General features: G+C 60.1%; 19 protein-coding genes, 1 other RNA gene and 1 pseudogene. 8 read left to right on the top strand and 13 right to left on the bottom strand.

Annotation, left to right across the window (positions count from 1 at the left end; all coding sequences use genetic code 11):
• Positions 1-4: 4 nt before the first annotated feature.
• An RNA gene (ffs, locus tag AABM54_RS09465) (signal recognition particle sRNA small type) lies at positions 5-101 on the top strand.
• 182 nt (positions 102-283) lie between these two features.
• On the opposite strand, the gene AABM54_RS09470 is transcribed toward ffs, so the two are convergent.
• Together AABM54_RS09470 and AABM54_RS09475 are read right to left on the bottom strand one after the other, a co-directional pair.
• On the bottom strand, positions 284-1,192 hold the full coding sequence (locus AABM54_RS09470) for a DUF2167 domain-containing protein (protein ID WP_347905063.1): 909 nt from the start codon (positions 1,190-1,192) through the stop codon (positions 284-286).
• 155 nt (positions 1,193-1,347) lie between these two features.
• Entirely contained in the window at positions 1,348-1,662 is a 315-nt protein-coding gene (locus AABM54_RS09475; RefSeq protein ID WP_347905065.1) for a helix-turn-helix transcriptional regulator, read from the bottom strand.
• 376 nt (positions 1,663-2,038) lie between these two features.
• Between AABM54_RS09475 and AABM54_RS09480 the strand changes: the two genes are divergently transcribed.
• A complete protein-coding gene (locus AABM54_RS09480) occupies positions 2,039-3,775 on the top strand; it encodes an EAL domain-containing protein (protein WP_347905067.1) in 1,737 nt (578 codons plus the stop codon).
• Here the strand turns inward: AABM54_RS09480 and AABM54_RS09485 are convergent.
• Positions 3,730-4,488: a transporter substrate-binding domain-containing protein gene (locus tag AABM54_RS09485; RefSeq protein ID WP_347905069.1), complete on the bottom strand. Its 759-nt coding sequence runs from the start codon at positions 4,486-4,488 to the stop codon at positions 3,730-3,732. The two genes, AABM54_RS09480 and AABM54_RS09485, sit on opposite strands and share 46 nt — an antisense overlap.
• A 288-nt stretch (positions 4,489-4,776) precedes the next feature.
• On the opposite strand from AABM54_RS09485, the gene dnaX reads away from it, so the two are divergent.
• The 4 genes and pseudogenes from dnaX (at position 4,777) to AABM54_RS09505 (ending at position 9,393) form a co-directional block, all read left to right on the top strand.
• On the top strand, positions 4,777-6,882 hold the full coding sequence (gene dnaX, locus AABM54_RS09490) for a DNA polymerase III subunit gamma/tau (protein WP_347905071.1): 2,106 nt from the start codon (positions 4,777-4,779) through the stop codon (positions 6,880-6,882).
• Between the two features lie 66 nt (positions 6,883-6,948).
• Positions 6,949-7,287 (top strand): YbaB/EbfC family nucleoid-associated protein, encoded by a 339-nt coding sequence (locus tag AABM54_RS09495; protein ID WP_347905073.1) that lies wholly within the window; start codon positions 6,949-6,951, stop codon positions 7,285-7,287.
• A gap of 165 nt (positions 7,288-7,452) precedes the next feature.
• Positions 7,453-8,055, top strand: a complete 603-nt coding sequence (recR, locus tag AABM54_RS09500; protein ID WP_347905075.1) for a recombination mediator RecR — start codon at positions 7,453-7,455, stop codon at positions 8,053-8,055.
• Positions 8,056-8,243: 188 nt separating this feature from the next.
• Positions 8,244-9,393 (top strand): annotated as a pseudogene (locus AABM54_RS09505) (acyl-CoA dehydrogenase family protein).
• A 137-nt stretch (positions 9,394-9,530) separates the two neighbouring features.
• Here AABM54_RS09505 and AABM54_RS09510 read toward each other — a convergent pair.
• Both AABM54_RS09510 and fnr read right to left on the bottom strand, forming a co-directional pair.
• Positions 9,531-10,079, bottom strand: coding sequence for an adenine phosphoribosyltransferase (locus AABM54_RS09510; protein WP_347905077.1), 549 nt, complete (start codon positions 10,077-10,079; stop codon positions 9,531-9,533).
• Between the two features lie 78 nt (positions 10,080-10,157).
• Complete coding sequence (fnr, locus tag AABM54_RS09515) at positions 10,158-10,892, bottom strand: fumarate/nitrate reduction transcriptional regulator Fnr (RefSeq protein WP_347905079.1); 735 nt, start codon at positions 10,890-10,892, stop codon at positions 10,158-10,160.
• A gap of 154 nt (positions 10,893-11,046) precedes the next feature.
• Here fnr and AABM54_RS09520 point away from each other — a divergent pair, with 154 nt between their 5' ends.
• Positions 11,047-11,526, top strand: a complete 480-nt coding sequence (locus AABM54_RS09520; protein WP_347905081.1) for a hypothetical protein — start codon at positions 11,047-11,049, stop codon at positions 11,524-11,526.
• On the opposite strand, the gene hemN is transcribed toward AABM54_RS09520, so the two are convergent.
• The 6 genes from hemN to ccoG form a co-directional block, all read right to left on the bottom strand.
• Positions 11,523-12,905: an oxygen-independent coproporphyrinogen III oxidase gene (hemN, locus tag AABM54_RS09525; protein ID WP_347905083.1), complete on the bottom strand. Its 1,383-nt coding sequence runs from the start codon at positions 12,903-12,905 to the stop codon at positions 11,523-11,525. The two genes, AABM54_RS09520 and hemN, sit on opposite strands and share 4 nt — an antisense overlap.
• 93 nt (positions 12,906-12,998) lie before the next feature.
• A complete protein-coding gene (locus tag AABM54_RS09530; RefSeq protein ID WP_347905085.1) occupies positions 12,999-13,682 on the bottom strand; it encodes a sulfite exporter TauE/SafE family protein in 684 nt (227 codons plus the stop codon).
• Positions 13,675-13,905, bottom strand: coding sequence for a cbb3-type cytochrome oxidase assembly protein CcoS (gene ccoS, locus AABM54_RS09535; protein ID WP_347905087.1), 231 nt, complete (start codon positions 13,903-13,905; stop codon positions 13,675-13,677). The genes AABM54_RS09530 and ccoS overlap by 8 nt, the downstream gene beginning before the upstream one ends.
• A gap of 108 nt (positions 13,906-14,013) precedes the next feature.
• A complete protein-coding gene (locus tag AABM54_RS09540) occupies positions 14,014-16,419 on the bottom strand; it encodes a heavy metal translocating P-type ATPase (protein WP_347905089.1) in 2,406 nt (801 codons plus the stop codon).
• 212 nt (positions 16,420-16,631) lie between these two features.
• Entirely contained in the window at positions 16,632-17,171 is a 540-nt protein-coding gene (locus AABM54_RS09545; RefSeq protein ID WP_347905091.1) for a FixH family protein, read from the bottom strand.
• An 11-nt stretch (positions 17,172-17,182) separates the two neighbouring features.
• The gene (gene ccoG, locus AABM54_RS09550) at positions 17,183-18,598 is read right to left on the bottom strand and encodes a cytochrome c oxidase accessory protein CcoG (protein ID WP_347905093.1); all 1,416 of its coding nucleotides are present in this window, start codon (positions 18,596-18,598) and stop codon (positions 17,183-17,185) included.
• A 463-nt stretch (positions 18,599-19,061) separates the two neighbouring features.
• On the opposite strand from ccoG, the gene AABM54_RS09555 reads away from it, so the two are divergent.
• The gene (locus AABM54_RS09555; protein ID WP_347905094.1) at positions 19,062-20,072 is read left to right on the top strand and encodes a metallophosphoesterase; all 1,011 of its coding nucleotides are present in this window, start codon (positions 19,062-19,064) and stop codon (positions 20,070-20,072) included.
• A 70-nt stretch (positions 20,073-20,142) separates the two neighbouring features.
• Here the strand turns inward: AABM54_RS09555 and ccoP are convergent, their stop codons facing one another.
• Both ccoP and AABM54_RS09565 read right to left on the bottom strand, forming a co-directional pair.
• The gene (ccoP, locus tag AABM54_RS09560) at positions 20,143-21,120 is read right to left on the bottom strand and encodes a cytochrome-c oxidase, cbb3-type subunit III (RefSeq protein WP_347905095.1); all 978 of its coding nucleotides are present in this window, start codon (positions 21,118-21,120) and stop codon (positions 20,143-20,145) included.
• Positions 21,117-21,302, bottom strand: a complete 186-nt coding sequence (locus AABM54_RS09565; protein ID WP_003175465.1) for a CcoQ/FixQ family Cbb3-type cytochrome c oxidase assembly chaperone — start codon at positions 21,300-21,302, stop codon at positions 21,117-21,119. The genes ccoP and AABM54_RS09565 overlap by 4 nt, the downstream gene beginning before the upstream one ends.
• Positions 21,303-21,306: the final 4 nt, after the last annotated feature.

Raw genomic sequence — 21,306 nt, forward strand, 5'->3', positions numbered from 1 at the left:
ACCCCATCGGTCCCCCCGCAACGATTACCCGTGAACCTGGTCAGAGCCGGAAGGCAGCAGCCACAGCGGGAACATTGTGTGCCGGGGTGTGGCTGGTGGGGTTGCCTCCATAATCGCCAAGCCCTCCGATTCGAGGCTTGCGCGCGCAACACCCTCTGATACGTCTCGTTCTAAAATCTAATTCTTTGTTATCTGCTGCGCTGTCATGCAGCGGATTTGTCGTGCGTGGGTTTTGCTTGTCCTGCGCTGCCGGCGTCACCGGCAGTGCAGAAGGTCGATGGCCTTAAGACGACTTGCGGCTGAACAGCTTGCGCACGAAGCCTGCGATCACTACCAGCCCAACGATCAGGAATTTCTTCGCTGCCAGCAGGAAGATGCCGATCTTGGCAAACAATCCAGCCTTCGCCGCGAGACCGCCGCCCACCAATGCCGCCAGGCCATAAGACGCCAGTTTGTCGGTGCCAGGGCTGTAGTCGGTGTACAGGTTGCCGTCGGTAAAGTTGGTGAAGGCGATGACTTTAGGCAGTTCTTTTTTGATGGTCGGCAGGTCCGCCATGGCGGCCACGGCGTTCAATTCCAGGACGCCTTTGCGGCCGAGCACCCGAATGCTGTAGTTCAGCGTACTGTCTTCGGCATCGTCGGATTTCAATTCCCGGGCCCAGTACATTTTGTGGCTGGTTTCGTCGTAATGCGGTTGCTCGGCCCAGCCCAGCAAGTGCAGGCCGGCGTAGCCCTGCTTCTGACGCTCCTTGTTGTCTTCCTCGTCCTCTTCCTGCATTTGTTTTAGCAGGTCGGCATAGTCGATTTTTGCCGCATCTTCGTCAGAAACATGCCCGTCGTCCTTGTAGCTGACGATCACGCCCCAACCGCTGGCGGTCAGTGGGTTCACGGCTTTTGGAATGATCATGCCCAAGGTCTTGTGGCCGGGCGGGTTACCCCAGCCCTCGGTCAGCAAGCGTTCGGCGTCCTTCGGGTCCAGGTAGTAAAACTCGTCATTGAGTTTCAGCGTCGCAATGCCGGTGGGCAGGGTGATGGTGCCGTGTTGTTGCTTCAAGGTGGCGAGAAACTGCTGGGGCGTTTGCTGCACCTGGGCCGCTTCAGCGGTTGCCGGCGCAGGGTTGCTGGCCGCCTGCGCGGGGGCGTGAAGTGCGCACAGCAGTGCTGCCAAGAGGATTGGGCGAAGGTGTTTCATCGTATTCCCTTACATTTTGAATTAATTTCGCGCGGAGAATATCGGATGGCCACTATCGATGCACGATCTTCAATGCTGGGTCGGGTATTTTTAAGGCGCTTGCAAGCAAAAGGCAGATGTGTCGATTCGACAGATCTGCCTTTTTATTAATGGCACTAAGGCTTGGACAAGGCCTGGTCTACCGCTGCGATCAGCTTTCCCAGATCCTTCGGGGTCGCTTTGTGTATGACACCGAACAAATACGCCCGCTGTTCATCTTCGTCGCCCAGATCCGCGAAGAAGGCTTTCAGCTTTACCCCCAGTGCATCGGCAAACAGGAACAGGGCTTCAACGCTGGGGGTGTAGGTGCCGGTTTCGAAGCGGCTGATGGTTTTAGGGTCAAAACCGGTTTTTTCACCGAGTTCAGCCTGAGTAAGCCCCGCTACCTTGCGATAGCGTCTGATGGCTGCACCCAAACTTGAAATTTGCATCGCTCAATTCCCATTTAGAATCAAGAACTTAACGATAGATTTTTGCATTAGACAACTGCATGATTCATCACCTTGCTTTGCAAAATGTGATGTATTTCGTAGAATCGGCGCTTCGGACGGGCATTTGGTGACCTGGTTTCAGAAGCCGGGGTCTGCGAAACAGGAATTCATTGCGTTTTGCACACTGATGCAGGCCGAAGATTGGCCGTGGTGCCATCAATGCATTTATCGACGCCAACGCCGCGTCTTTCAGTGTGACCTGATGCCTTATTTGATCCTAGTTGATCTTTGTCGTTGCGAAGCCGTTCCGTACATCTCTTCCGGGCGTTATGCCCTGGTCGAGCGGTGTACCCGCTAGCCACAGTGAGCCTGACTCATGGATGAGAAGTACCGTAGGGCCGTGGATGCCGCCGCCATCTTTTCCGAAACCGACCTGGCCGGCCGGATCACCTACGCCAACGACCTGTTTTGCACGGTGTCGGGCTACAGCCGTGAAGAGTTGTTGGGCGCCAATCACCGAATCCTCAATTCCGGCCTGCATGCCGCAGACTTCTTCGCGACCATGTGGCGCACCATCGCCCAGGGAAAAGTCTGGAAGGGTGAAATCTGCAACCGCGCCAAGGACGGCAGCCTGTACTGGGTCGACAGCACCATGGTGCCGATCCTTGATGAGGCCACCGGACGGGTGAGCCGCTACCTGTCGATTCGCTTCGACATCAGCGAAAAGCGCCGGGTGTTGCAGTCTCTGCAATGGCGGGTCGGCCATGATGTGCTGACCGGCCTGCCCAACCGGGCGTTCCTTTCCGAGTTGCTCGACCAGGCCCTGGAGTTCTCCCGCAAGGAGAACATTCCGCTGGCGGTGTGCATGCTCGATCTCGACGGCTTCAAGGCAGTGAATGACGGTTACGGCCACGCCAGCGGCGATATGTTGCTGGTGGAAGTGGCCAAGCGCTTGCGCGGCATCGTGCGGGGTGAAGACGTGGTGGCGCGGTTGGCCGGTGACGAGTTCGTGCTGATCCTGCGTTATGTGCGTGACCTCCCCGAACTGCGTGCGGCGCTGCACCGGGTGCTGGGGGTGATTTCCACGCCGTACTCGATCCTGGGCAAGGACATCAATGTGTTTGCCAGCATTGGCGTCACCTTGTTTCCGCTGGATAACGAAGACGCGCAAACCTTGCTGCGCCATGCGGACCAGGCCATGTATGTGGCGAAGCAGGGTGGGCGCAACCGTTTTCATTTATTCGATGTGCTGCGCGACCGCGAGGTCAAGGCGACTCATCAAACCGTCGAGCGCGTGCGACAGGCGCTGGTCGGTGGTGAGTTGTGCCTGCACTTTCAACCTAAGGTCAATATGCGCTGCGGCGAGGTGGTGGGGTTCGAGGCGTTGCTGCGCTGGGAGCACCCGCACAACGGCGTGGTGCCTCCCAAGGAGTTTCTGCCGCTGGTGGAAGAGACGGACCTGATTGTCGATATCGGCGAATGGGTGATGGAGCAGGTCATGGCGCTGCTCGAACGCTGGCAGGCAGCGGGGCAGAGCTGGCCGGTCAGTGTGAACATCGCGGCGCGGCATTTTCAGCGGACCGATTTTGTCGAGCGCCTCAAAGGTGTGCTTGAGCGTCACCCGCACGTTGCGCCGCAGTTGCTCGACCTGGAGATTGTCGAGTCGGTGGCGGTGGAGAATATCCAGCACGTCAGCGCCTGTTTGCAGGCGTGTCAGGCGTTGGGCGTGAAATTCTCCCTGGGGGACTTCGGTACGGGTTACTCGTCGCTCAGCTACTTGAAACGGCTGCGCACGCAAACCATCAAGATCGACAAATCATTCGTGCGCGACATTCTGCATGATCGCGACGACCTGGCCCTGACCACGGCGGTGATCGGACTGGCCCGGGCGTTTGGCCGGGAAGTGATTGCCGAGGGCCTGGAAAGTCTTGAGCACGGCCAATTGCTGCTGCGCCTGGGTTGTGAGGTGGCGCAGGGCTACTTCATTGCCCGGCCGATGCCGGCCAGCGAGGTGCCTGGCTGGGTTGCAGCGTTTGTGGCGCCTGCCCAGTGGCTGGCGCAGGCGGTTCAGGGCGCAGGCGCAGTGTGCGAGGCGTCGTCGGTGCCGGTGTAGAGCTTGATGATGTCGCCGATCTCGCCTGACATTTTCATCTTCAACAGGGTCTGCAAAATCAGTTGCACCGGCAGTGTGGGGTCATTGCGCACGTAGCAACCGACGTTTTGCTCCTGCAACACCGCAACGGCATGCAATTGCCGCTCGGGCAGCAATTGATGGTTGAGCCAGTCCAGTGTCCATTGATTGCTGACGGCATAACGATAGCGGCCGGCCAGGAGCTTTTGCAGCACCTGATCCTGACTGCGTGCATCGTCGCGTTGCAATCGGCCGTTGTCGAACAACGGTTGCAGGGTCGGGTAGCGGTAGCTGAGCACGGTGCCGACCGGTTGCGTCGTCAGGTTGGCGAGGGTTACCGGCGCGGGATCGCTGCTGATCAGCAGGTCGCGCTGAAACCACAACGGGACGCTCCAGAGGTAGTCGCCGGACTGATTCGGCAGCCAGGATTGTGCGGTGTAACAGCGAATATCAATTTCACCGTGCTCCATCGCGCTTTGCACCCGCGCGCGGGCCAGCACATGGAATTCGGCGGGGCGACCCACCTGGGTGGCCAGGCTGAGCATCACGTCGTGCAAGATGCCCTGGACCGGTCGGCCACGTTCGATTTGCACCATGGGCATGGCCCAGCTGTCGGCTATCGAGAAACGCAAGGGCGCCTCGCTGGCAACGCCATTGGCGCAGATCAACAGCAAAGCCCCCAGGGTTGAACGCATAAACGCTCCGGCGAGAACACTGCGAGGTCGAGAAAAAGCCGCCCATGCAGGCTGTGTGAAAATGTAACGAGCGAAGGCAAGACAAGGCCAAAACAGGCGAGGAAGCGGAATTTACGGGTTGTAAATGAGCATTCCGAGCCTGTTTTTAACGCAGGGTTGTCGAGCGCAGTAGTTTTCACACAACCTGTATGAGGCAGCTTAGCCAGATTAGACGAGGACACCGGATGCAATTTCGCCCTTGCTCCGCTAGCATTACCGGCTTCCGCTTCCCAGTCGCGACGGTTTTCGATGAGTTATCAGGTTCTTGCACGTAAATGGCGTCCGCGCTCGTTCCGCGAAATGGTCGGCCAGACCCATGTGCTCAAGGCTCTGATCAATGCCTTGGACAGCCAGCGGCTGCACCATGCCTATTTATTTACCGGCACGCGCGGGGTGGGCAAGACCACTATTGCGCGGATCATTGCCAAATGCCTGAACTGTGAAACAGGTATCACTTCGACGCCGTGTGGCGAGTGCTCGGTGTGCCGTGAAATCGACGAGGGGCGTTTTGTCGACCTGATCGAGATCGACGCCGCGAGCCGCACCAAGGTCGAGGACACCCGCGAACTGCTCGACAACGTGCAGTACGCGCCGAGTCGTGGGCGCTTCAAGGTCTACCTGATCGACGAAGTGCACATGCTTTCCAGCCACTCCTTCAATGCGCTGTTGAAAACCCTCGAAGAGCCGCCGCCCTACGTCAAGTTCATCCTGGCGACCACCGATCCGCAGAAGCTTCCTGCAACGATTCTGTCGCGGTGCTTGCAGTTCTCCCTGAAAAACATGACCCCGGAGCGCGTGGTCGAGCATTTGACCCACGTGTTGGGGGTCGAGAACGTACCGTTCGAAGACGACGCGTTGTGGCTGTTGGGCCGTGCTGCCGACGGTTCCATGCGTGACGCCATGAGCCTCACCGACCAGGCCATTGCCTTCGGTGAAGGCAAAGTCATGGCGGCCGACGTGCGTGCCATGCTCGGCACGCTCGATCATGGTCAGGTCTACGACGTGCTGCATGCGCTGATCGAAGGTGACGCCAAGGCGTTGCTTGAAGCCGTGCGGCACTTGGCCGAGCAAGGCCCGGACTGGAATGGCGTGCTGTCGGAAATTCTCAATGTGCTGCACCGCGTCGCCATCGCCCAGGCCCTGCCGGAAGGCGTCGACAATGGCCACGGCGACCGCGACCGGGTGTTGGCACTGGCCCAGGCCCTGCCTGCCGAAGACGTGCAGTTCTATTACCAGATGGGCCTGATTGGTCGCCGCGATTTGCCGCTGGCCCCCGACCCGCGTGGCGGTTTCGAAATGGTGTTGCTGCGCATGCTCGCGTTCCGGCCGGCGGATACCGCCGACGCGCCGAGGCAGCCGCTAAAGCCAGTGGGGATCAGCCAGGCCACAGTTGATTCCGCAAACTCCGTGGCTGTCGCACCTCGTGTGGCGCCGGTAGTCGCTCCCGCTCCTGTTGTGGCCGAGCCTGTGGCGGATGCGCCAGTTCAGCCGATCGCCGAAGTGGTTGCGCCAGCGCCAGCGCCGACGCCTGAACCGGTGGCGCCGGTGGTCGTGCCAGAGCCAGTGATTGAGCCGGTGGCGGTCGTTGAAGAAGTCATCGACCTGCCCTGGAACGATCCGGTTGAAGCCGAAGTCGTTCAGCAGCCAGCCGTCGAGCCAGTGCTGGAGACGATTGCCGAGCAGCCCGACCTGACGCCGATGCCCGCGCCTGTGCCGGACAGCGTGGTGCCCGAGGCACCGGAGTGGGCCGCTGCGCCGATCCCCGAGCCCTCAGTGGCCGATGTTGATGCGGCGACGCCGGGCATGGACCTGGACGACGAACCACCGCTGGACGAAGACTACATCGAGCCGGACATGGATTCGGCCTACAGCTACCTGGACGATCTGGCCAGCGAACATACCGCTGAACCTGCGCCGGAACCCGAGCCTGAACCGGCCGCGATGCCGGCCACCGGCCTGGCGCTGCAATGGCTGGAGTTGTTCCCGAAACTGTCGATTTCCGGCATGACCGGCAGCATCGCCGCCAACTGCACGCTGATTTCGGTCGAAGGCGACCACTGGTCGCTGCACCTGGACCCGGCCCACAGCGCGCTGTTCAACCCGACCCAGCAGCGTCGCCTGAACGATGCCCTGAACCAGTTTCACCAGCGCACCCTGACGGTGAGCATCGAGTTGATCAAGCCCGAGCAGGAAACCCCGGCGCAGGCCGCTTCGCGCCGTCGCGCCGACCGCCAGCGTGAAGCGGAGGACTCGATCCATGGCGATCCGTTCATCCAGCAAATGATCCAGCAGTTCGGTGCGGTGATCCGTAACGATACTATTGAACCTGTCGAGGCTCTGGTCAGCCAGGGCTAATAACTGAAGGCGCCTGGCCTGTGTGGCCGGGCGCTGTTTTTATCCAAGTACTTTGAGGTGATTCCCATGATGAAAGGTGGCATGGCCGGCCTGATGAAGCAGGCGCAGCAGATGCAGGAAAAAATGGCCAAGATGCAGGAAGAACTGGCCAACGCCGAAGTCACCGGCAAGGCGGGTGGCGATATGGTCACCGTGGTGATGACCGGTCGTCACGACGTCAAGCGCGTGACCGTGGACCCAAGCCTGGTTGAAGGCCTGAGCGAAGACGACAAGGAGATGCTGGAAGCCTTGTTCGCCGCTGCCGTCAACGACGCCGTGCGCAAGATCGAAGCCAACAGCCAGGACAAAATGTCCGGCATGACCGCTGGCATGCAACTGCCACCGGGCATGAAGCTGCCATTCTGATCCGCTGAAGCGGGTTGGAAGGACTAAAAATGCCAGGCATCGCGCCTGGCATTTTTTTGTCCGCTGCAAAGGTGTTGTCTGCCAGACCACCTTCCCTGAGTATTTGACGCTAGTGAGAGGCGCGGGTATAAACCGCGTCTCGTTGATTTGTCGGACCTTTCCCCCATGAGCTTCAGCCCCCTGATTCGCCAACTGATCGACGCCCTGCGCACTTTGCCCGGTGTGGGTCAGAAAACCGCCCAGCGCATGGCACTGCAACTGCTTGAGCGTGATCGCAGCGGTGGTTTGCGACTGGCCCAGGCGTTGAGCCAGGCCATGGAAGGGGTGGGGCATTGCCGACTGTGCCGCACGCTGACCGAAGACGATTTGTGCCCGCAATGCTCGGACACCCGCCGCGATGACACGTTGCTTTGCGTGGTGGAAGGTCCGATGGACGTCTACGCCGTGGAGCAGACCGGTTTTCGTGGGCGCTATTTCGTGCTCAAGGGCCATTTGTCGCCGCTCGATGGCTTGGGGCCTGAAGCCATCGGCATCCCGCAGTTGCTGGCACGGATCGAAGAGGCGGGTACTTTCACTGAAGTCATCCTGGCCACCAACCCGACGGTTGAAGGTGAAGCCACGGCGCATTACATCGCCCAGCTGCTGAGCAATAAAGGCCTGATTGCCTCGCGCATCGCCCACGGCGTGCCGTTGGGGGGCGAACTGGAACTGGTGGACGGCGGGACATTGGCTCACTCCTTCGCAGGGCGTAAACCGATCGCTTTGTAGCGTGTGAACTGACGCCATCGCGAGCAAGCTCGCTCCCACATTAGACCGCATTCGACAGGACAATTCGGTCAACTGTGGGAGCGAGCTTGCTCGCGATGCAGGCGCCTCGGTCTATCTGATTCACGCATTCCTGTTGAAAACCAAGCAAGCGCTCGGTAGCTTCACTGAACCTTCAGTGGAGATCGCCGATGCCCGCTTGCCAGGAATACTTCGACCCCAGCCACCAATTGGTCCGCGACAGCGTCAGACGTTTCGTCGAGCGCGAGATCTTGCCGGACATTGACCAGTGGGAAGAAGTCGAGAGCTTTCCCCGTGAGCTGTACCTCAAGGGCCGGCGCCGCGGGTATTCTGGGCATCGGCTACCCCGAAGCACTGGGCGGCAGCCACGAAGGTGACCTGTTCGCCAAGATTGCCGCCAGCGAAGAACTGATGCGCAGTGGTTCCGGTGGCGTGGTCGCGGGGCTCGGGTCGCTGGACATCGGCCTCCCACCGATCCTCAAGTGGGCCACGCCAGCGGTTCGCGAGCGGGTGGTGCCTCAGGTGCTCAGCGGCGAAAAAATCAGCGCCCTGGCGATTACCGAGCCCAGCGGTGGCTCCGACGTGGCCAACCTGCAAACCCGTGCCGTGCGAGACGGCGACTGTTATCGCGTCAGCGGCAGCAAAACCTTTATCACCAGCGGCGTACGTGCAGATTTCTACACCGTCGCGGTGCGTACCGGCGAGCCGGGTTTTGGCGGCATCAGCCTGTTGATGATCGAGAAAGGCACGCCGGGTTTCACCGTAGGGCGTCAGCTGAAGAAAATGGGCTGGTGGGCGTCGGACACGGCCGAATTGTTCTTCGACGATTGCCGGGTGCCGCTCGGAAACTTGATCGGTGCCGAAAACATGGGGTTTGCCTGCATCATGGGCAACTTCCAGAGCGAACGCCTGGCGCTGGCGCTCATGGCCAACATGACGGCGCAACTGGCATTGGAAGAGAGCCTGAAGTGGGCGCGGCAGCGCGAAGCGTTCGGCAAGCCGATTGGCAAGTTCCAGGTGATCAAGCATCGGTTGGCAGAAATGGCCACGGCGCTGGAGGTTTCTCGGGAGTTCACCTATCGGCAGGCCGCGAAAATGGCCGCGGGGCAGAGCGTGATCAAGGAAATTTCAATGGCCAAGAATGTTGCCACCGACACGGCTGATCGCATCACCACCGACGCAGTACAGATTCTTGGCGGGTTGGGTTACATGCGTGAAAGCCTGGTGGAGCGGCTGTACCGCGATAACCGGATATTGTCGATTGGTGGCGGTACGCGGGAAGTGATGAATGAAATCATCGCCAAGCAGATGGGGTTTTGAAACAGTGGTGTACCGGCTGACGCCATCGCGAGCAAGCTCGCTCCCACATGGATCTTCGGTGTACACAAATCTTGTGCATGACAAAGATTAAATGTGGGAGCGAGCTTCTTCGCGATGGCGTCAGCCCAGGTGCCGCGTTACTTGTCGGTCAGCGCAAACTGCGTCAGGCAGAACGTCGGGATGCCCATGTCTTCCAGGCGTTGGGAGCCGCCCAGTTCCGGCAGGTCGATAATCGCCGCGGCTTCGAAAATCCGCGCGCCCATGCGCCGAGCCAGGTTGGCCGCAGCAATCAGCGTCCCGCCCGTGGCAATCAGGTCATCGAACATCAGCACCGAATCGCCTTCGCACAGGCTGTCGGCGTGGACTTCCAGAAAGGCTTCGCCGTATTCGGTCTGGTAACCCTCGGCCAACACGTCGGCCGGCAGTTTGCCTTGCTTGCGGAACAGCACCAGCGGCTTGTTCAGTTGATAGGCGAGGACGGAGCCAATCAGAAAGCCACGGGCATCCATCGCGCCGATGTGGGTGAAGTCAGCCTCGACATAGCGGTGGGCAAAGCTGTCCATCACCAGGCGCAGGGCCTTGGGCGACTGAAACAGCGGGGTGATGTCGCGAAAGATCACGCCCGGCTTGGGGAAGTCGATCACGGGGCGGATCAGGGATTTGATGTCGAAGGCGTCGATGAGCATCGTCGAAGTGTCCTGGCGGGCTGCAAACGCCGCAGTATAACGGCGGCTGAGCAGGTTCGCTCAGCCGCATTCGCACGGTCAGCCTTCGACCGAACCGCCAGCCAGTGCGCAGAGCTGGATCGGGTCCAGAATGTGCACCTCCTTGCCTTCGGCGGCGATCAGCTCGTTTTGCTGGAAGCGCGTGAAGACGCGGGAGACGGTTTCCACCGCCAGCCCCAGGTAGTTGCCGATTTCGTTGCGCGACATGCTCAGGCGGAACTGATTGGCCGAGAAGCCGCGCGCGCGGAAACGGGCGGAGAGGTTGACCAGGAAGGTCGCGATGCGTTCATCGGCGGTCTTCTTGGAGAGCAGCAGCATCATCTGCTGATCATCACGAATTTCGCGACTCATTACCCGCATCAATTGACGGCGCAACTGCGGCAATTGCAGGGCCAGTTCATCAAGGCGTTCGAAAGGGATTTCACAGACCGAGGTGGTTTCCAGCGCCTGGGCCGACACTGGATGGCTTTCGGTGTCCATGCCCGACAACCCGACGAGTTCGCTCGGCAGGTGGAAGCCGGTGATCTGTTCTTCGCCGCTGTCGCTCAGGCTGAAGGTTTTCAAGGCGCCGGAGCGTACTGCAAAGACGGAATCGAACTGGTCACCCTGGCGAAACAGAAACTCGCCCTTTTTCAGCGGGCGACCACGTTTGACGATTTCGTCCAGCGCTTCCATGTCTTCCAGATTCAGCGAAAGTGGCAGGCAAAGAGGGGCCAGGCTGCAATCCTTGCAATGGGCCTGGTTATGAGCGCGCAGTTTTACTGGCTCGGACATTTCTTAAATCCTTGTGGGAAATCACACATAAGCCGTAAGGGTAACCCACCCAAGGACCTTGAAGCCAGCCTGTGCCGTAATGGCGCAGGGCCATAAAGCTCCCGGTGCGCTGACCGATAACCTGTTATTCGATACCCCACAAGGAACCGTGTTCATGTCCTCCATTGGTGCTCCCACCAGCGGCAACAGCGGCTTGCAGCCGTTGAACGAGCTGTTGAAAAACGGCGCTGACGATGAAGTCGTCCCGCCGCCGCTGTTTGAAGCGCCGGTCCTGGCCGAGGGAATTAAAGTTTCGTTGTCCGGTACCGGTTTGAATAAATCGTCCGGAGCCGGGGGCGCCGACAGCGACATCGAAGAAAGCGGGTTGCCGGACAACATTCAGCAGATCCTGAAAATGATTCGTAAGTTGCAGCGCCAACTCGCTGAAAAAATGGCCGAGCTGCAAGCGGTGATGGCGGACAAGAGCCTGTCGCCGGAGCAGATGCGTGCCAAGGTGGGTGCCTTGCAATCGGCCATCACCGGGATCAGTGGCGGCTTGATTACCGCCAATGCTTCATTGGCCAAAGCCATGAAGCAGGCGGGTTTGAGCGCTGACCAGGTGATGAAGGCGGCCTCTTTGTTGATGAAGCCTTAAATCACCCGAGAGAAACGCTGGCGGTTCTGCTGTTCCAGGTACGCATCGAACACCATGCACACCGAACGCACCAGCAACCGGCCGGCGGGCAGCACAGTGATTTTCTCGCTGTCGAGATCGATCAGGCCATCGTCGGCCATGGCCTGCAACTGTGGCCAAAGCTCGCCGAAGTAACCGCGAAAGTCGATGTTGAACGCTTTCTCGATCACGGTGAACTCCAGGCTGAAGTTGCAAATCAATTGTTGAATCACTTCCCGGCGCAGGCGGTCGTCCTGGTTGCACACCAGGCCACGGCTGGTGCCCAGTTGCGCGCTGGCCAGGGCGTTCTGGTACTGGTTGAGGTCGCTGCTGTTCTGGCAGTACAGGTCGCCAATCTGGCTGATGGCCGACACGCCCAGCCCGATCAGGTCGCAATGGCCGTGGGTGGTGTAGCCCTGGAAATTACGCTGCAACGTCGACTCTTCCTGGGCGATGGCCAGTTCGTCGTCGGGCAGGGCGAAGTGGTCCATGCCGATGTAGCGATACCCGGCCGCGGTCAGTTGTTCGATGGTGTTCTGGAGCATTTTCAGTTTGTCGGCAGGCGCCGGCAGTTCGTTGCCGTTGATGCGCCGTTGCGGCATGAAGCGTTCCGGCAAGTGCGCGTAATTGAACACCGAGAGCCGGTCCGGTTGCAGGCTGATGACTTCGTCCACGGTGCGGGCGAAGTTTTCCGGCGTCTGCTTGGGCAGGCCATAGATCAGGTCGATGTTGATCGAGCGAAACTGCAAGGTGCGGGCGGCTTCAATCACCGCGCGGGTTTCTTCCAGGCTTTGCAGGCGGTTGACCGCACGCTGCACGGCCGGGTCGAGGTCTTGCAGGCCGATGCTGACCCGATTGAAGCCCAGTTCGCGCAACAGGCCCATGGTCGACCAGTCGGCTTCACGCGGGTCGATTTCGATGCCGTAGTCACCCGAATCGTCGTCCAGCAAGTTGAAGTGCTTGCGCAACTGGGCCATCAACTGGCGCAGTTCATCGTGGCTGAGAAAGGTCGGGGTGCCGCCGCCAAAGTGCAGTTGCTCGACTTTCTGGTTCGGGTCGAGGTGGCAGGCGATCAACTGGATTTCCTGCTCCAGGCGCTGCAAGTAGGGCTGGGCGCGGCCACGGTCCTTGGTGATGACTTTGTTGCAGGCGCAGTAGTAGCAAATGTTCGCGCAGAACGGCACATGCACGTACAGCGACAACGGCCTGAGGGCCTTGCGGCTGTCGCGCAGGGCGTGCAGCAAATCGAAGGTGCCGACCTGGCTGTTGAATTGCACCGCGGTCGGGTAGGAGGTGTAACGAGGTCCCGCCAAGTCATAGCGGCGGATCAGATCTGTGTCCCAACGAATGGCGTCGAGCATGCGGGCATTCCCCCGGATAGGCTTGCAGTGGTGGCGAGTCTAGGGGGTTGGCGCCTTGGGCATCTTGATTTGCATCAAGGCCGGTTGGGAGGGTTAGTGCCCCATCAACCAATGCTGATGCGGCCCCGGCAGGGTCCAGATGCCAAACAGCATCACCAGAATGCCGCCGGTCATGCGCACGCTGCGTTTGCGCAGTAGCGCGGTGACCCGTTCGGCGGCCAGGCCAGTGGCGAGCAGCACCGGCCAGGTGCCGAGGCCGAAAGCGAGCATCAGCAGCGCGCTATCGATGGCGTTGCCCTGGCTCGCCGCCCACAGCAGCGTGCTGTAAACCAGGCCGCATGGCAGCCAGCCCCAGAGCGCGCCCAGCAGCAAGGCGCGCGGCAGGCTGGAGACCGGCAGCAAGCGGGTGGCAACCGGCTGCACATGCCGCCACAGGCCGCGACCCAGGCTTTCGATACGGGTCAGCCCGCTCCACCAACCGGCCAGGTACAAACCCATGGATATCAGCAGCAACCCGGCCAGAATCCGCATGAACATGGCCATCGGGCTGTTGGCCACCGCCCAGCCGGCGAGACCGATCAGCAGGCCCGCCGTGGCGTAGCTGAGAATCCGCCCCAGGTTGTACGCCAGCAACAACTGGAACCGCCGACTGCGTTGTTCCTTGGGGATCGCCAGGGTCAGTGCGCCCATCAAGCCGCCGCACATGCCCAGGCAATGGCCACCGCCCAGCAGGCCGAGGATGACAGCGGAAACCAGCAAGGGTGCCAGTTCAAACATGAGGTGGGGCCTTGTCGGTGGGCGGGGTCGGATCGGTTGGCTGTTTGCCGGTTGCTTCGTCGATGGCGGCCTGGTGCTGAGGGTCCTGATCGTCGAACAGAATGCTATGGGCCGGGCCGTCGAGGTCGTCGTACTGGCCGCTGTCGACCGCCCAGAAGAAGATGTAAATGGCGATGGCCACGATCAGCAGTGCGGCCGGGATCATCACGTAAAGAGCTGGCATCTGGACTCCATGCCCGCCCGGTGCAAACCGGTAGCGGACGTTGATTTTGCTTTTCCTGTCAATCGTCTGTTTCCAGGTCGCGTGAAAACGTAGCGAGCGCAGTAGTTTTCACGTGATCTGGCGTGTCAGGCGCAGGGCATTCAGCACCACGATCAACGAACTGATGGACATACCGATCGCCGCCCACACCGGAGTGATCCAGCCGAGGGCGGCGAACGGCAACATGAGGCCATTGTACAGCGCCGCCCAGAGCAGGTTCTCGATGATGACCCGGCGTGTACGCCGCGCCAGGCTGAAGGCTTGCACCAGGGCGTCGAGGCGGTTGGACAGCAGGACGGCGTCGGCGCTGGTTTTCGCAAGGTCGGTGGCTGAACCCATGGCGACGCTGATATCGGCGGCGGCCAGTACCGGCACGTCGTTGACTCCGTCGCCGAGCATCAACACCTTGCGACCTTCCTTATGCAACTGCCACAAGACCTGCAACTTGTCGTCCGGCCGCAAGCCGCCACGGGCCTCGTCAATGCCCAGCTCAAGGGCAACGCTGGCCACCATCGGCGAGCTGTCGCCGGACAACAACAGCGTGCGCCAGCCGCGTGCTTTGCACGCCGCCAGCAGGGCAGGGGCATCGGCACGCAGACGGTCATCGAGTACGAACCATGCCAGCGCGCCAGCGTTGTCGCCCAGCAGCAGCCATTGCCCGGCTTCGTCCGGCATTGGTGGTACGGCGCAGCCGCTGAGTGCGCAGACAAACGCCGGCTGACCGATGCGCAAGCGCTGTTCGCCGACGAGGCCCTCGAGGCCCAGCCCCGGTGAGCTGAGCACTTCTTCGGCCGCCACGGGCGCCCGGCCAAAGGCGCGGGCAATCGGGTGTTCGGAGCGGTTTTCCAGCGCGGCGGCCAGCCCCAGGCACTGATCGCTGTCGAGCGCGCCCAGCGGGCGAATTGAGCGCAAGGCCAGGCGCCCTTCGGTGAGAGTGCCGGTCTTGTCGAAAATCACCGTGTCGATCTGGTTCAGGCCTTCGAGCACGTGCCCGCGGGTCAGTAGCAGGCCGAGTTTGTGCAGGGTGCCGGTGGCGGCGGTCAGCGCGGTCGGTGTCGCCAGCGACAGTGCGCAAGGGCAGGTCGCGACCAGCATCGCGAGGACGATCCAGAATGCACGGGACGAATCCAGTTCCCACCACAGCAAGCCGATGGCCGCTGCGGCAATCAGCGACAGCAGCAAAAACCATTGCGCAGCGCGGTCGGCGATTTCGGCCAGCCGCGGTTTTTCAGCTTGGGCGCGGTCGAGCAAGCGGACGATGGCTGACAGGCGAGTGTCCTGACCCAGCGCCAGCACTTCGACGGTCAGTGCGCCTTCGACGTTCAGGGTGCCGGCGGTGACCGCATCGCCCACTGCCCGAGGTTGAGGCAGGTACTCGCCGGTCAGCAGGGATTCGTCGATGCTCGACTGACCGTCGAGAATCTTGCCGTCGGCCGGGAGGATGGCGCCGGGATGGACCAGCACGCAGTCACCCTGGCGCAATTCACTGAGCAGGATCCGCTCGCTCTGGCCGTCTGCGCTGAGGCGCAGGCATGACGCCGGCAATAGATTTACAAGCTGCGCGGTGGCGGCCGCAGTGCGCTCGCGGGCACGGCGTTCCAGATACCGGCCGGCCAACAGGAACAGGGCGAACATGCCCACGGCGTCGAAATACAGCTCGCCGACTCCGGTGATTGAAGTCCAGATGCCGGCGAGATAAGCGCCGCCAATCGCCAGGGAAACCGACACGTCCATGGTCAGGTGGCGGGTGCGCAGGTCGCGCATGGCACCCTTGAAAAATGGCGCGCAGCTGTAGAACACGATAGGCGTGGTGAGGAACAGCGCGACCCAGCGCAGGATGGTGTGCAGCTCGGGGCTGAGGTCGATGTTGAATTCGGGCCAGGTGGCCATGGTCGCCATCATCGCCTGAAACCACAGCAGCCCGGCAAGGCCGAGCTGGCGCAGGGCCAGGCGGTTTTCACTGGCCAGTTGTTCACTGGCGCGGTCGGCTTGATAAGGGTGGGCGGCGTAGCCGATGTGGCGCAGTTCGTTGAGCACCTGGCTCAGCTGCAACTGGCTGTCGGCCCAGCGCACATGCAGGCGATGGTTGGACAGGTTCAGTCGCGCCTCGGCCACGGCCGGCAGGCTGCGCAGGTGTTTCTCGATCAGCCAGCCGCAGGCGGCGCAACTGATGCCTTCCATCAGCAGCGTGGCTTCGGCGAGGTCGCCGTCGTGACGGACAAAGGGTTGCTGGACGTCGGCGCGGTCGTACAGCGCCAACTCGTCCATCAGTTGCACCGGCAAGGCTTCGGGGTTGGCCGAGGCTTCGCTGCGGTGGCTGTAATAGTGCTCAAGCCCGCCTGCGACGATGGCTTCGGCCACGGCCTGGCAGCCCGGGCAGCAGAGCTCGCGGGTGTCGCCGAGTACGACGGCGGTGAACCGGCTGCCGGCCGGGACGGGCAGGGCGCAGTGGTAGCAGGGCGTTGGCGTGGTCATGGCATCGTTGAGGGGGTGAACCCTTGTATTTGGGTGGTCCGCTTGCCCTCACCCCAGCCCTCTCCCAGAGGGAGAGGGAGCCGATTGATGTGAGCCGGAAAAACAGGTTCAGTCGCCGATATCGTCACTGCCATACACAAAGCATGCAAGCGCTCGAGATCAGTCCCCTCTCCTGAGGGAGAGGGTTAGGGTGAGGGGGCTTCTGAAGGTGATTATTTTTTCAGGTCTTCCGCACCCTGCAGCGGTTCATCACCGAGCAGCAGGTTCTTGTCGTGGCTGACTTGTTCTTCTTCAAACATGCGCCACACGTGGTCGTCCTGGCTGCCCAGCAGCTCGACGAAACGACGGCCCTCGACCTTGTCGCCCAGTTGGCCCACGTAGCGGCCCTGTTCGGTGCCGCTAAGGGCCAGGGCGATCTTGCGATCCTTCTCCGGCTGGGTCGGCGAGATCAGGTTCAGTTCCAGGGTCGCGGGCATGCTGTTGCCGGTCAGGTGCAGTTCGACTTCACCGGTGAGTTCGTCCAGGTGGACCTTGGCGCGCAATTGCAGGGTCTGGGCCAGCAGTTCACGGTCCAGCGAGCGGTTGATGCCTTTGCCGGCCTCGTAGTAATTGTCGTTGACCAGGTTGTCCGGGTTGTTCACGGCGATTGTCACCATGGACAAGGTCAGGGTCACCGAGCAGGCCAGGATCCCGATGATGATCCAGGGCCAAAGGTGCTTGTACCAAGGGCTGATGGCAGTTGCTGCGGGCATGATGATCTCTCTCAACGGATTTGTGGGCCGATGAATCGGCTCTTGGCTTCAACGTGGACGCTGTCGTCATCGGCATCCTTGAGGATGAATTTCACCTCGTTGGTACTCGACGGCAGTTGTTCCGGTGCGCTCGACAACTCGACCGGCATGCTGAAAATCTCCCCGGCGGCGACTTTGATTTCTCGCTTGCCTTGCAGCTTGAGGTCCGGCAGGCCGGAGGCTTCGAGCAAGTAAGTGTGGTCGTGCTGGTCTTTGTTCATGACTTTGAGGCTGTAGACGTTTTCGATCCGGCCTTCGGCGTTCTCGCGGTACAGCACGCGGTCCTTACTGACGTCGAAACCCACCAGCGAACGCATGAAGAACGCGGTAATCAACAAGCTGATCATCGCCAGCAGCACCAGGGCGTAACCCACCAGGCGCGGGCGCAGTTTATGGGTTTTCTGCCCGGACAGGTTGTGTTCGGTGGTGTAGCTGATGAGCCCGCGCGGGTACTCCATTTTGTCCATGATGCTGTCGCAGGCATCAATACACGCGGCGCAGCCGATGCACTCGATCTGCAAGCCGTCGCGGATGTCGATACCGGTCGGGCACACCTGGACGCACATGGTGCAGTCGATGCAGTCGCCCAGGCCCTGGGCCTTGTAGTCGGCGCCTTTCTTGCGCGGGCCACGGCTTTCGCCGCGACGCGGGTCGTAGGAGACGATCAGGGTGTCCTTGTCGAACATCACGCTCTGGAAGCGCGCATAAGGGCACATGTAGATGCAGACTTGTTCGCGCAACCAACCGGCGTTGCCATACGTGGCGAAGGTGAAGAAACCGACCCAGAAGTACGACCAGCCATCGGCTTGCCCGGTGAAGAAGTCGATCACCAGTTCGCGAATCGGCGAGAAGTAGCCGACGAAGGTCATGCCGGTGACGAAACCGATCAGCAGCCACAAGCTGTGCTTGCTGAACTTGCGCAGGAATTTGTTGGCGCTCATCGGCGCCTTGTCGAGCTTGATGCGCTGGTTGCGGTCGCCTTCGGTGACCTTTTCGCACCACATGAAAATCCAGGTCCAGACACTTTGCGGGCAGGTATAGCCGCACCAGACGCGTCCGGCATACACCGTAATGAAGAACAGACCGAAGGCACTGATGATCAGCAGGCCCGAGAGCAGGATGAAATCCTGCGGCCAGAAGGTCGCGCCGAAAATGAAGAATTTGCGCTCCGGCAGGTTCCACCAGACGGCCTGATGGCCGCCCCAGTTAAGCCAGACCGTGCCGAAATACAGCAGAAACAACCCGGCGCCGCCCATCATCCGCAGGTTGCGAAACAGGCCGGTGAAGGCGCGGGTGTAGATTTTTTCCCGAGAGGCGTAAAGGTCGACGCTGTTGTTCGCGTTCTTGGATGGGGGGGTGACGTCGTGTACCGGAATCTGGTTGCTCATCTATTGCATCCCACGGCAGTGGAAAAATGCCTCGGTCAGTACGTGCCGACCGCGGTCAAAAAGGGGTGTTGCAGTGGCGTAATGATACGCCTGTCGCTCTAGGGCAAGGGTGCGACCTTTGGTCGCGTTGGGGAAAAATCGTGGATGGTGTAGCAAATGTAACAAATCATGATGCAGGTCAATTGACTTGTTGAGTATAGCTCCCCGCCCAGCAAGGGGGGCGACAGTGCGCCCGCAAGGGGTGTAACGAATTTGGGTTTTCTGCTACATGCCTTTCCCGGTCTTTACGTTCGTATAAGTTGGAATGAACAGGGCGTGTTTTTTTTAAACTTATAAGTGTCAGGAAGTGCTGGAAATATCTTCTGTTGATCTGTGGAAGCTGATGGTTTGTTAATTGCCGGTTGGCGGTATATTTTGCAGCTGTCGTTGGGTTGCTGTTAAATATTGATGGAAATGGATTTCTATGAAGTTATATGAGAAAAGCAAACTGTTGGCGTGTCTTTCATTGCTGCTGGTTGTTCCCGGGGTCTATGGAGCTTCGTCAGTGGGGACACCGCACCACATGGTGTTTGTGTCGGACTCGCAATACCCCTGGAGCGATCTGACTGATGAGGGTCTCCCTGATCCAAACAAGGAGGCGCGCTCAAAAGAGCTGATCGGCTTGCAGTATTCCGATATATCGAGCTTCAGGAAACTCAATGGTGGTGCGGCCGGTATACCGGTGATGATTAACGGTGACATAACCGCCTTCGGTCATGGTGGCGAGCGCTCATACATGAAGTCGGTCTTTGAGGATAAGTTGGAGGGGCTTTATGACTACGGCTTGGGCAATCATGACTATGCCAATAATGTGGATGACTGTTTCCTGAATAACTGTGCAGCTGGAAGTGTCAATGATCTTAAGGATCGCTACTGGGGGAAGGTCGGCTCCATGGATCTGGCGGCGAGAAGTTCCGGTCTTGGAACGGTTTACTATGGCAGCCTCGCCTATTCGAAAAGTTACGGTGATGTGCACATGGTTCAGTTGAATAATGAGCCGACTTACACGGTGAGATTTACCGCTGGAAATCCGCTTGCGTCGACAGTGTTTGAAATCACCTCGGCACTCGACTGGTTGGAGCAGGATTTAAAGAGGGCTCGCGAGCAGGGCAAAGTCATCATTCTCAATATGCACAAGGTTTACTTGTGGGACGGTGGGGACGAGCAGATTTCGAGATTCCGGCAGATGATTGAGAAATACAAGGTGACGGCCGCTTTTGGTGGGCATGATCATTGGGGCGCGGGGACTTACTTTGATTGGGACAAGCGGAAGTATTTTGGTGATGTGCCGGTATTCATGAGCGGGTCTGCTTCTCAGCAAACCTACTTGATTACCAGTTTCTCCGCTGACAAAAAGTCGTTGTCGGTCAGTGTTGTTCGAAACAGTAACTGGCCCAGTCGCAAAGTCGACAAGGTTATCCCTATCCTGAGGTAAGCCTGAAATGAAAACGGCCCCGCCAGTTCTCACTGGCGGGGCCGTTCGGGTGTTGCTTCAGGCGTCTGCCTTACTCGGCGTCGGCAGCTTTCTCACCGTGGGAGAGGCTGTAGACGTAAGCGGCCAGCAGGTGAACCTTGTCGTTGCCTTGCATCTGTTCTTGCGCAGGCATCTGGCCCTGACGGCCGTAACGGATGGTCTGCTGCAGTTGAGCGAAGCTCGAACCGTAGATGAACGCTGCCGGGTGCGTCAGGTTAGGTGCGCCCATCGCTGGGGTGCCTTTGCCTTCCGGACCGTGGCAGACCGCGCAGTTGGCGGCAAACAGCTTCTGGCCATTGACCGGGTCGGCCTTCGCGCCTTCTGGCAGTTTGCGGCCATCAAGGTTGCTCAGTACGTAAGCGGCTACGTCGCTGACGCCTTGTTCCTTCAGGATGTCGAGCCATGCCGGCATGATGGCGTGGCGACCGCCCATGATGGTGGCCTTGATGGTTTCCGGTTCGCCGCCCCAGCGCCAGTCGGCGTCGGTCAGGTTAGGGAAGCCATAAGCGCCTTTGGCGTCGGAACCGTGGCAAACCGAGCAGTTGGAGGCGAACAGGCGGCCACCCATCTTCAGGGCTTGCGGGTCCTTGGCGACTTCTTCAATCGGCATGGAAGCGAATTTGGCGAAGATCGGGCCGAACTTGGCGTCCGACTTGGCCATTTCCTTTTCCCACTCGTGAACGCCCGTCCAGCCGGATTCCTTGTTGGCAAACTCGACTTTCTTGTCGTTATCCAGGTAGGCATAACCCGGCAGCAGGCCTTTCCAGTTACCCAGGCCCGGGTAGAGCACCAGGTAGCCGAGGGCGAACACGATGGTGCCGACGAACAGCATGAACCACCATTTCGGCAGTGGGTTGTCGTACTCCTCGATCCCGTCGAAGGAGTGGCCAACCGTCTCGTCTGTCTGTTCGGCGCGCTGGCCCTTGCGGGTCGACAGCAGCAGCCAGGTCAGGGCGAAGATGGTACCCAGACTGAGGACTGTGACGTACAGACTCCAGAACGTAGTCATTCTTTGTTACTCCTAGAAGCTTGCTCGACGTGCTTGATGGCTTCGGGATCATCCGCGAAAGGCAGCAAGGTCGCGTCTTCAAACTCCGACTTGCGCTTGGGGCTGAACACCCACAACGCCAGACCGATAAAGGCCACCATCACGACGACGGTGCCCAGGCCACGAATCATCCCGATATCCATCTAA

The organism is Pseudomonas purpurea (assembly GCF_039908635.1).
In the GTDB taxonomy this organism is placed as follows: domain Bacteria; phylum Pseudomonadota; class Gammaproteobacteria; order Pseudomonadales; family Pseudomonadaceae; genus Aquipseudomonas; species Aquipseudomonas purpurea.

Excerpts from the sequence above, each read along its gene's own strand:
- AABM54_RS09540 (WP_347905089.1), bottom strand. The coding sequence starts at position 16,419 with ATGACCACGCCAACGCCCTGCTACCACTGCGCCCTGCCCGTCCCGGCC.
- AABM54_RS09475 (WP_347905065.1), bottom strand. The coding sequence starts at position 1,662 with ATGCAAATTTCAAGTTTGGGTGCAGCCATCAGACGCTATCGCAAGGTA.
- AABM54_RS09510 (WP_347905077.1), bottom strand. The coding sequence starts at position 10,079 with ATGCTCATCGACGCCTTCGACATCAAATCCCTGATCCGCCCCGTGATC.
- dnaX (WP_347905071.1), top strand. The coding sequence starts at position 4,777 with ATGAGTTATCAGGTTCTTGCACGTAAATGGCGTCCGCGCTCGTTCCGC.
- AABM54_RS09470 (WP_347905063.1), bottom strand. The coding sequence starts at position 1,192 with ATGAAACACCTTCGCCCAATCCTCTTGGCAGCACTGCTGTGCGCACTT.
- hemN (WP_347905083.1), bottom strand. The coding sequence starts at position 12,905 with ATGCTCGACGCCATTCGTTGGGACACAGATCTGATCCGCCGCTATGAC.
- ccoS (WP_347905087.1), bottom strand. The coding sequence starts at position 13,905 with ATGCCAGCTCTTTACGTGATGATCCCGGCCGCACTGCTGATCGTGGCC.
- fnr (WP_347905079.1), bottom strand. The coding sequence starts at position 10,892 with ATGTCCGAGCCAGTAAAACTGCGCGCTCATAACCAGGCCCATTGCAAG.
- recR (WP_347905075.1), top strand. The coding sequence starts at position 7,453 with ATGAGCTTCAGCCCCCTGATTCGCCAACTGATCGACGCCCTGCGCACT.
- AABM54_RS09555 (WP_347905094.1), top strand. The coding sequence starts at position 19,062 with ATGAAGTTATATGAGAAAAGCAAACTGTTGGCGTGTCTTTCATTGCTG.
- AABM54_RS09485 (WP_347905069.1), bottom strand. The coding sequence starts at position 4,488 with ATGCGTTCAACCCTGGGGGCTTTGCTGTTGATCTGCGCCAATGGCGTT.
- AABM54_RS09530 (WP_347905085.1), bottom strand. The coding sequence starts at position 13,682 with ATGTTTGAACTGGCACCCTTGCTGGTTTCCGCTGTCATCCTCGGCCTG.
- AABM54_RS09545 (WP_347905091.1), bottom strand. The coding sequence starts at position 17,171 with ATGCCCGCAGCAACTGCCATCAGCCCTTGGTACAAGCACCTTTGGCCC.
- AABM54_RS09520 (WP_347905081.1), top strand. The coding sequence starts at position 11,047 with ATGTCCTCCATTGGTGCTCCCACCAGCGGCAACAGCGGCTTGCAGCCG.
- ccoP (WP_347905095.1), bottom strand. The coding sequence starts at position 21,120 with ATGACTACGTTCTGGAGTCTGTACGTCACAGTCCTCAGTCTGGGTACC.
- ccoG (WP_347905093.1), bottom strand. The coding sequence starts at position 18,598 with ATGAGCAACCAGATTCCGGTACACGACGTCACCCCCCCATCCAAGAAC.
- AABM54_RS09565 (WP_003175465.1), bottom strand. The coding sequence starts at position 21,302 with ATGGATATCGGGATGATTCGTGGCCTGGGCACCGTCGTCGTGATGGTG.
- AABM54_RS09495 (WP_347905073.1), top strand. The coding sequence starts at position 6,949 with ATGATGAAAGGTGGCATGGCCGGCCTGATGAAGCAGGCGCAGCAGATG.
- AABM54_RS09480 (WP_347905067.1), top strand. The coding sequence starts at position 2,039 with ATGGATGAGAAGTACCGTAGGGCCGTGGATGCCGCCGCCATCTTTTCC.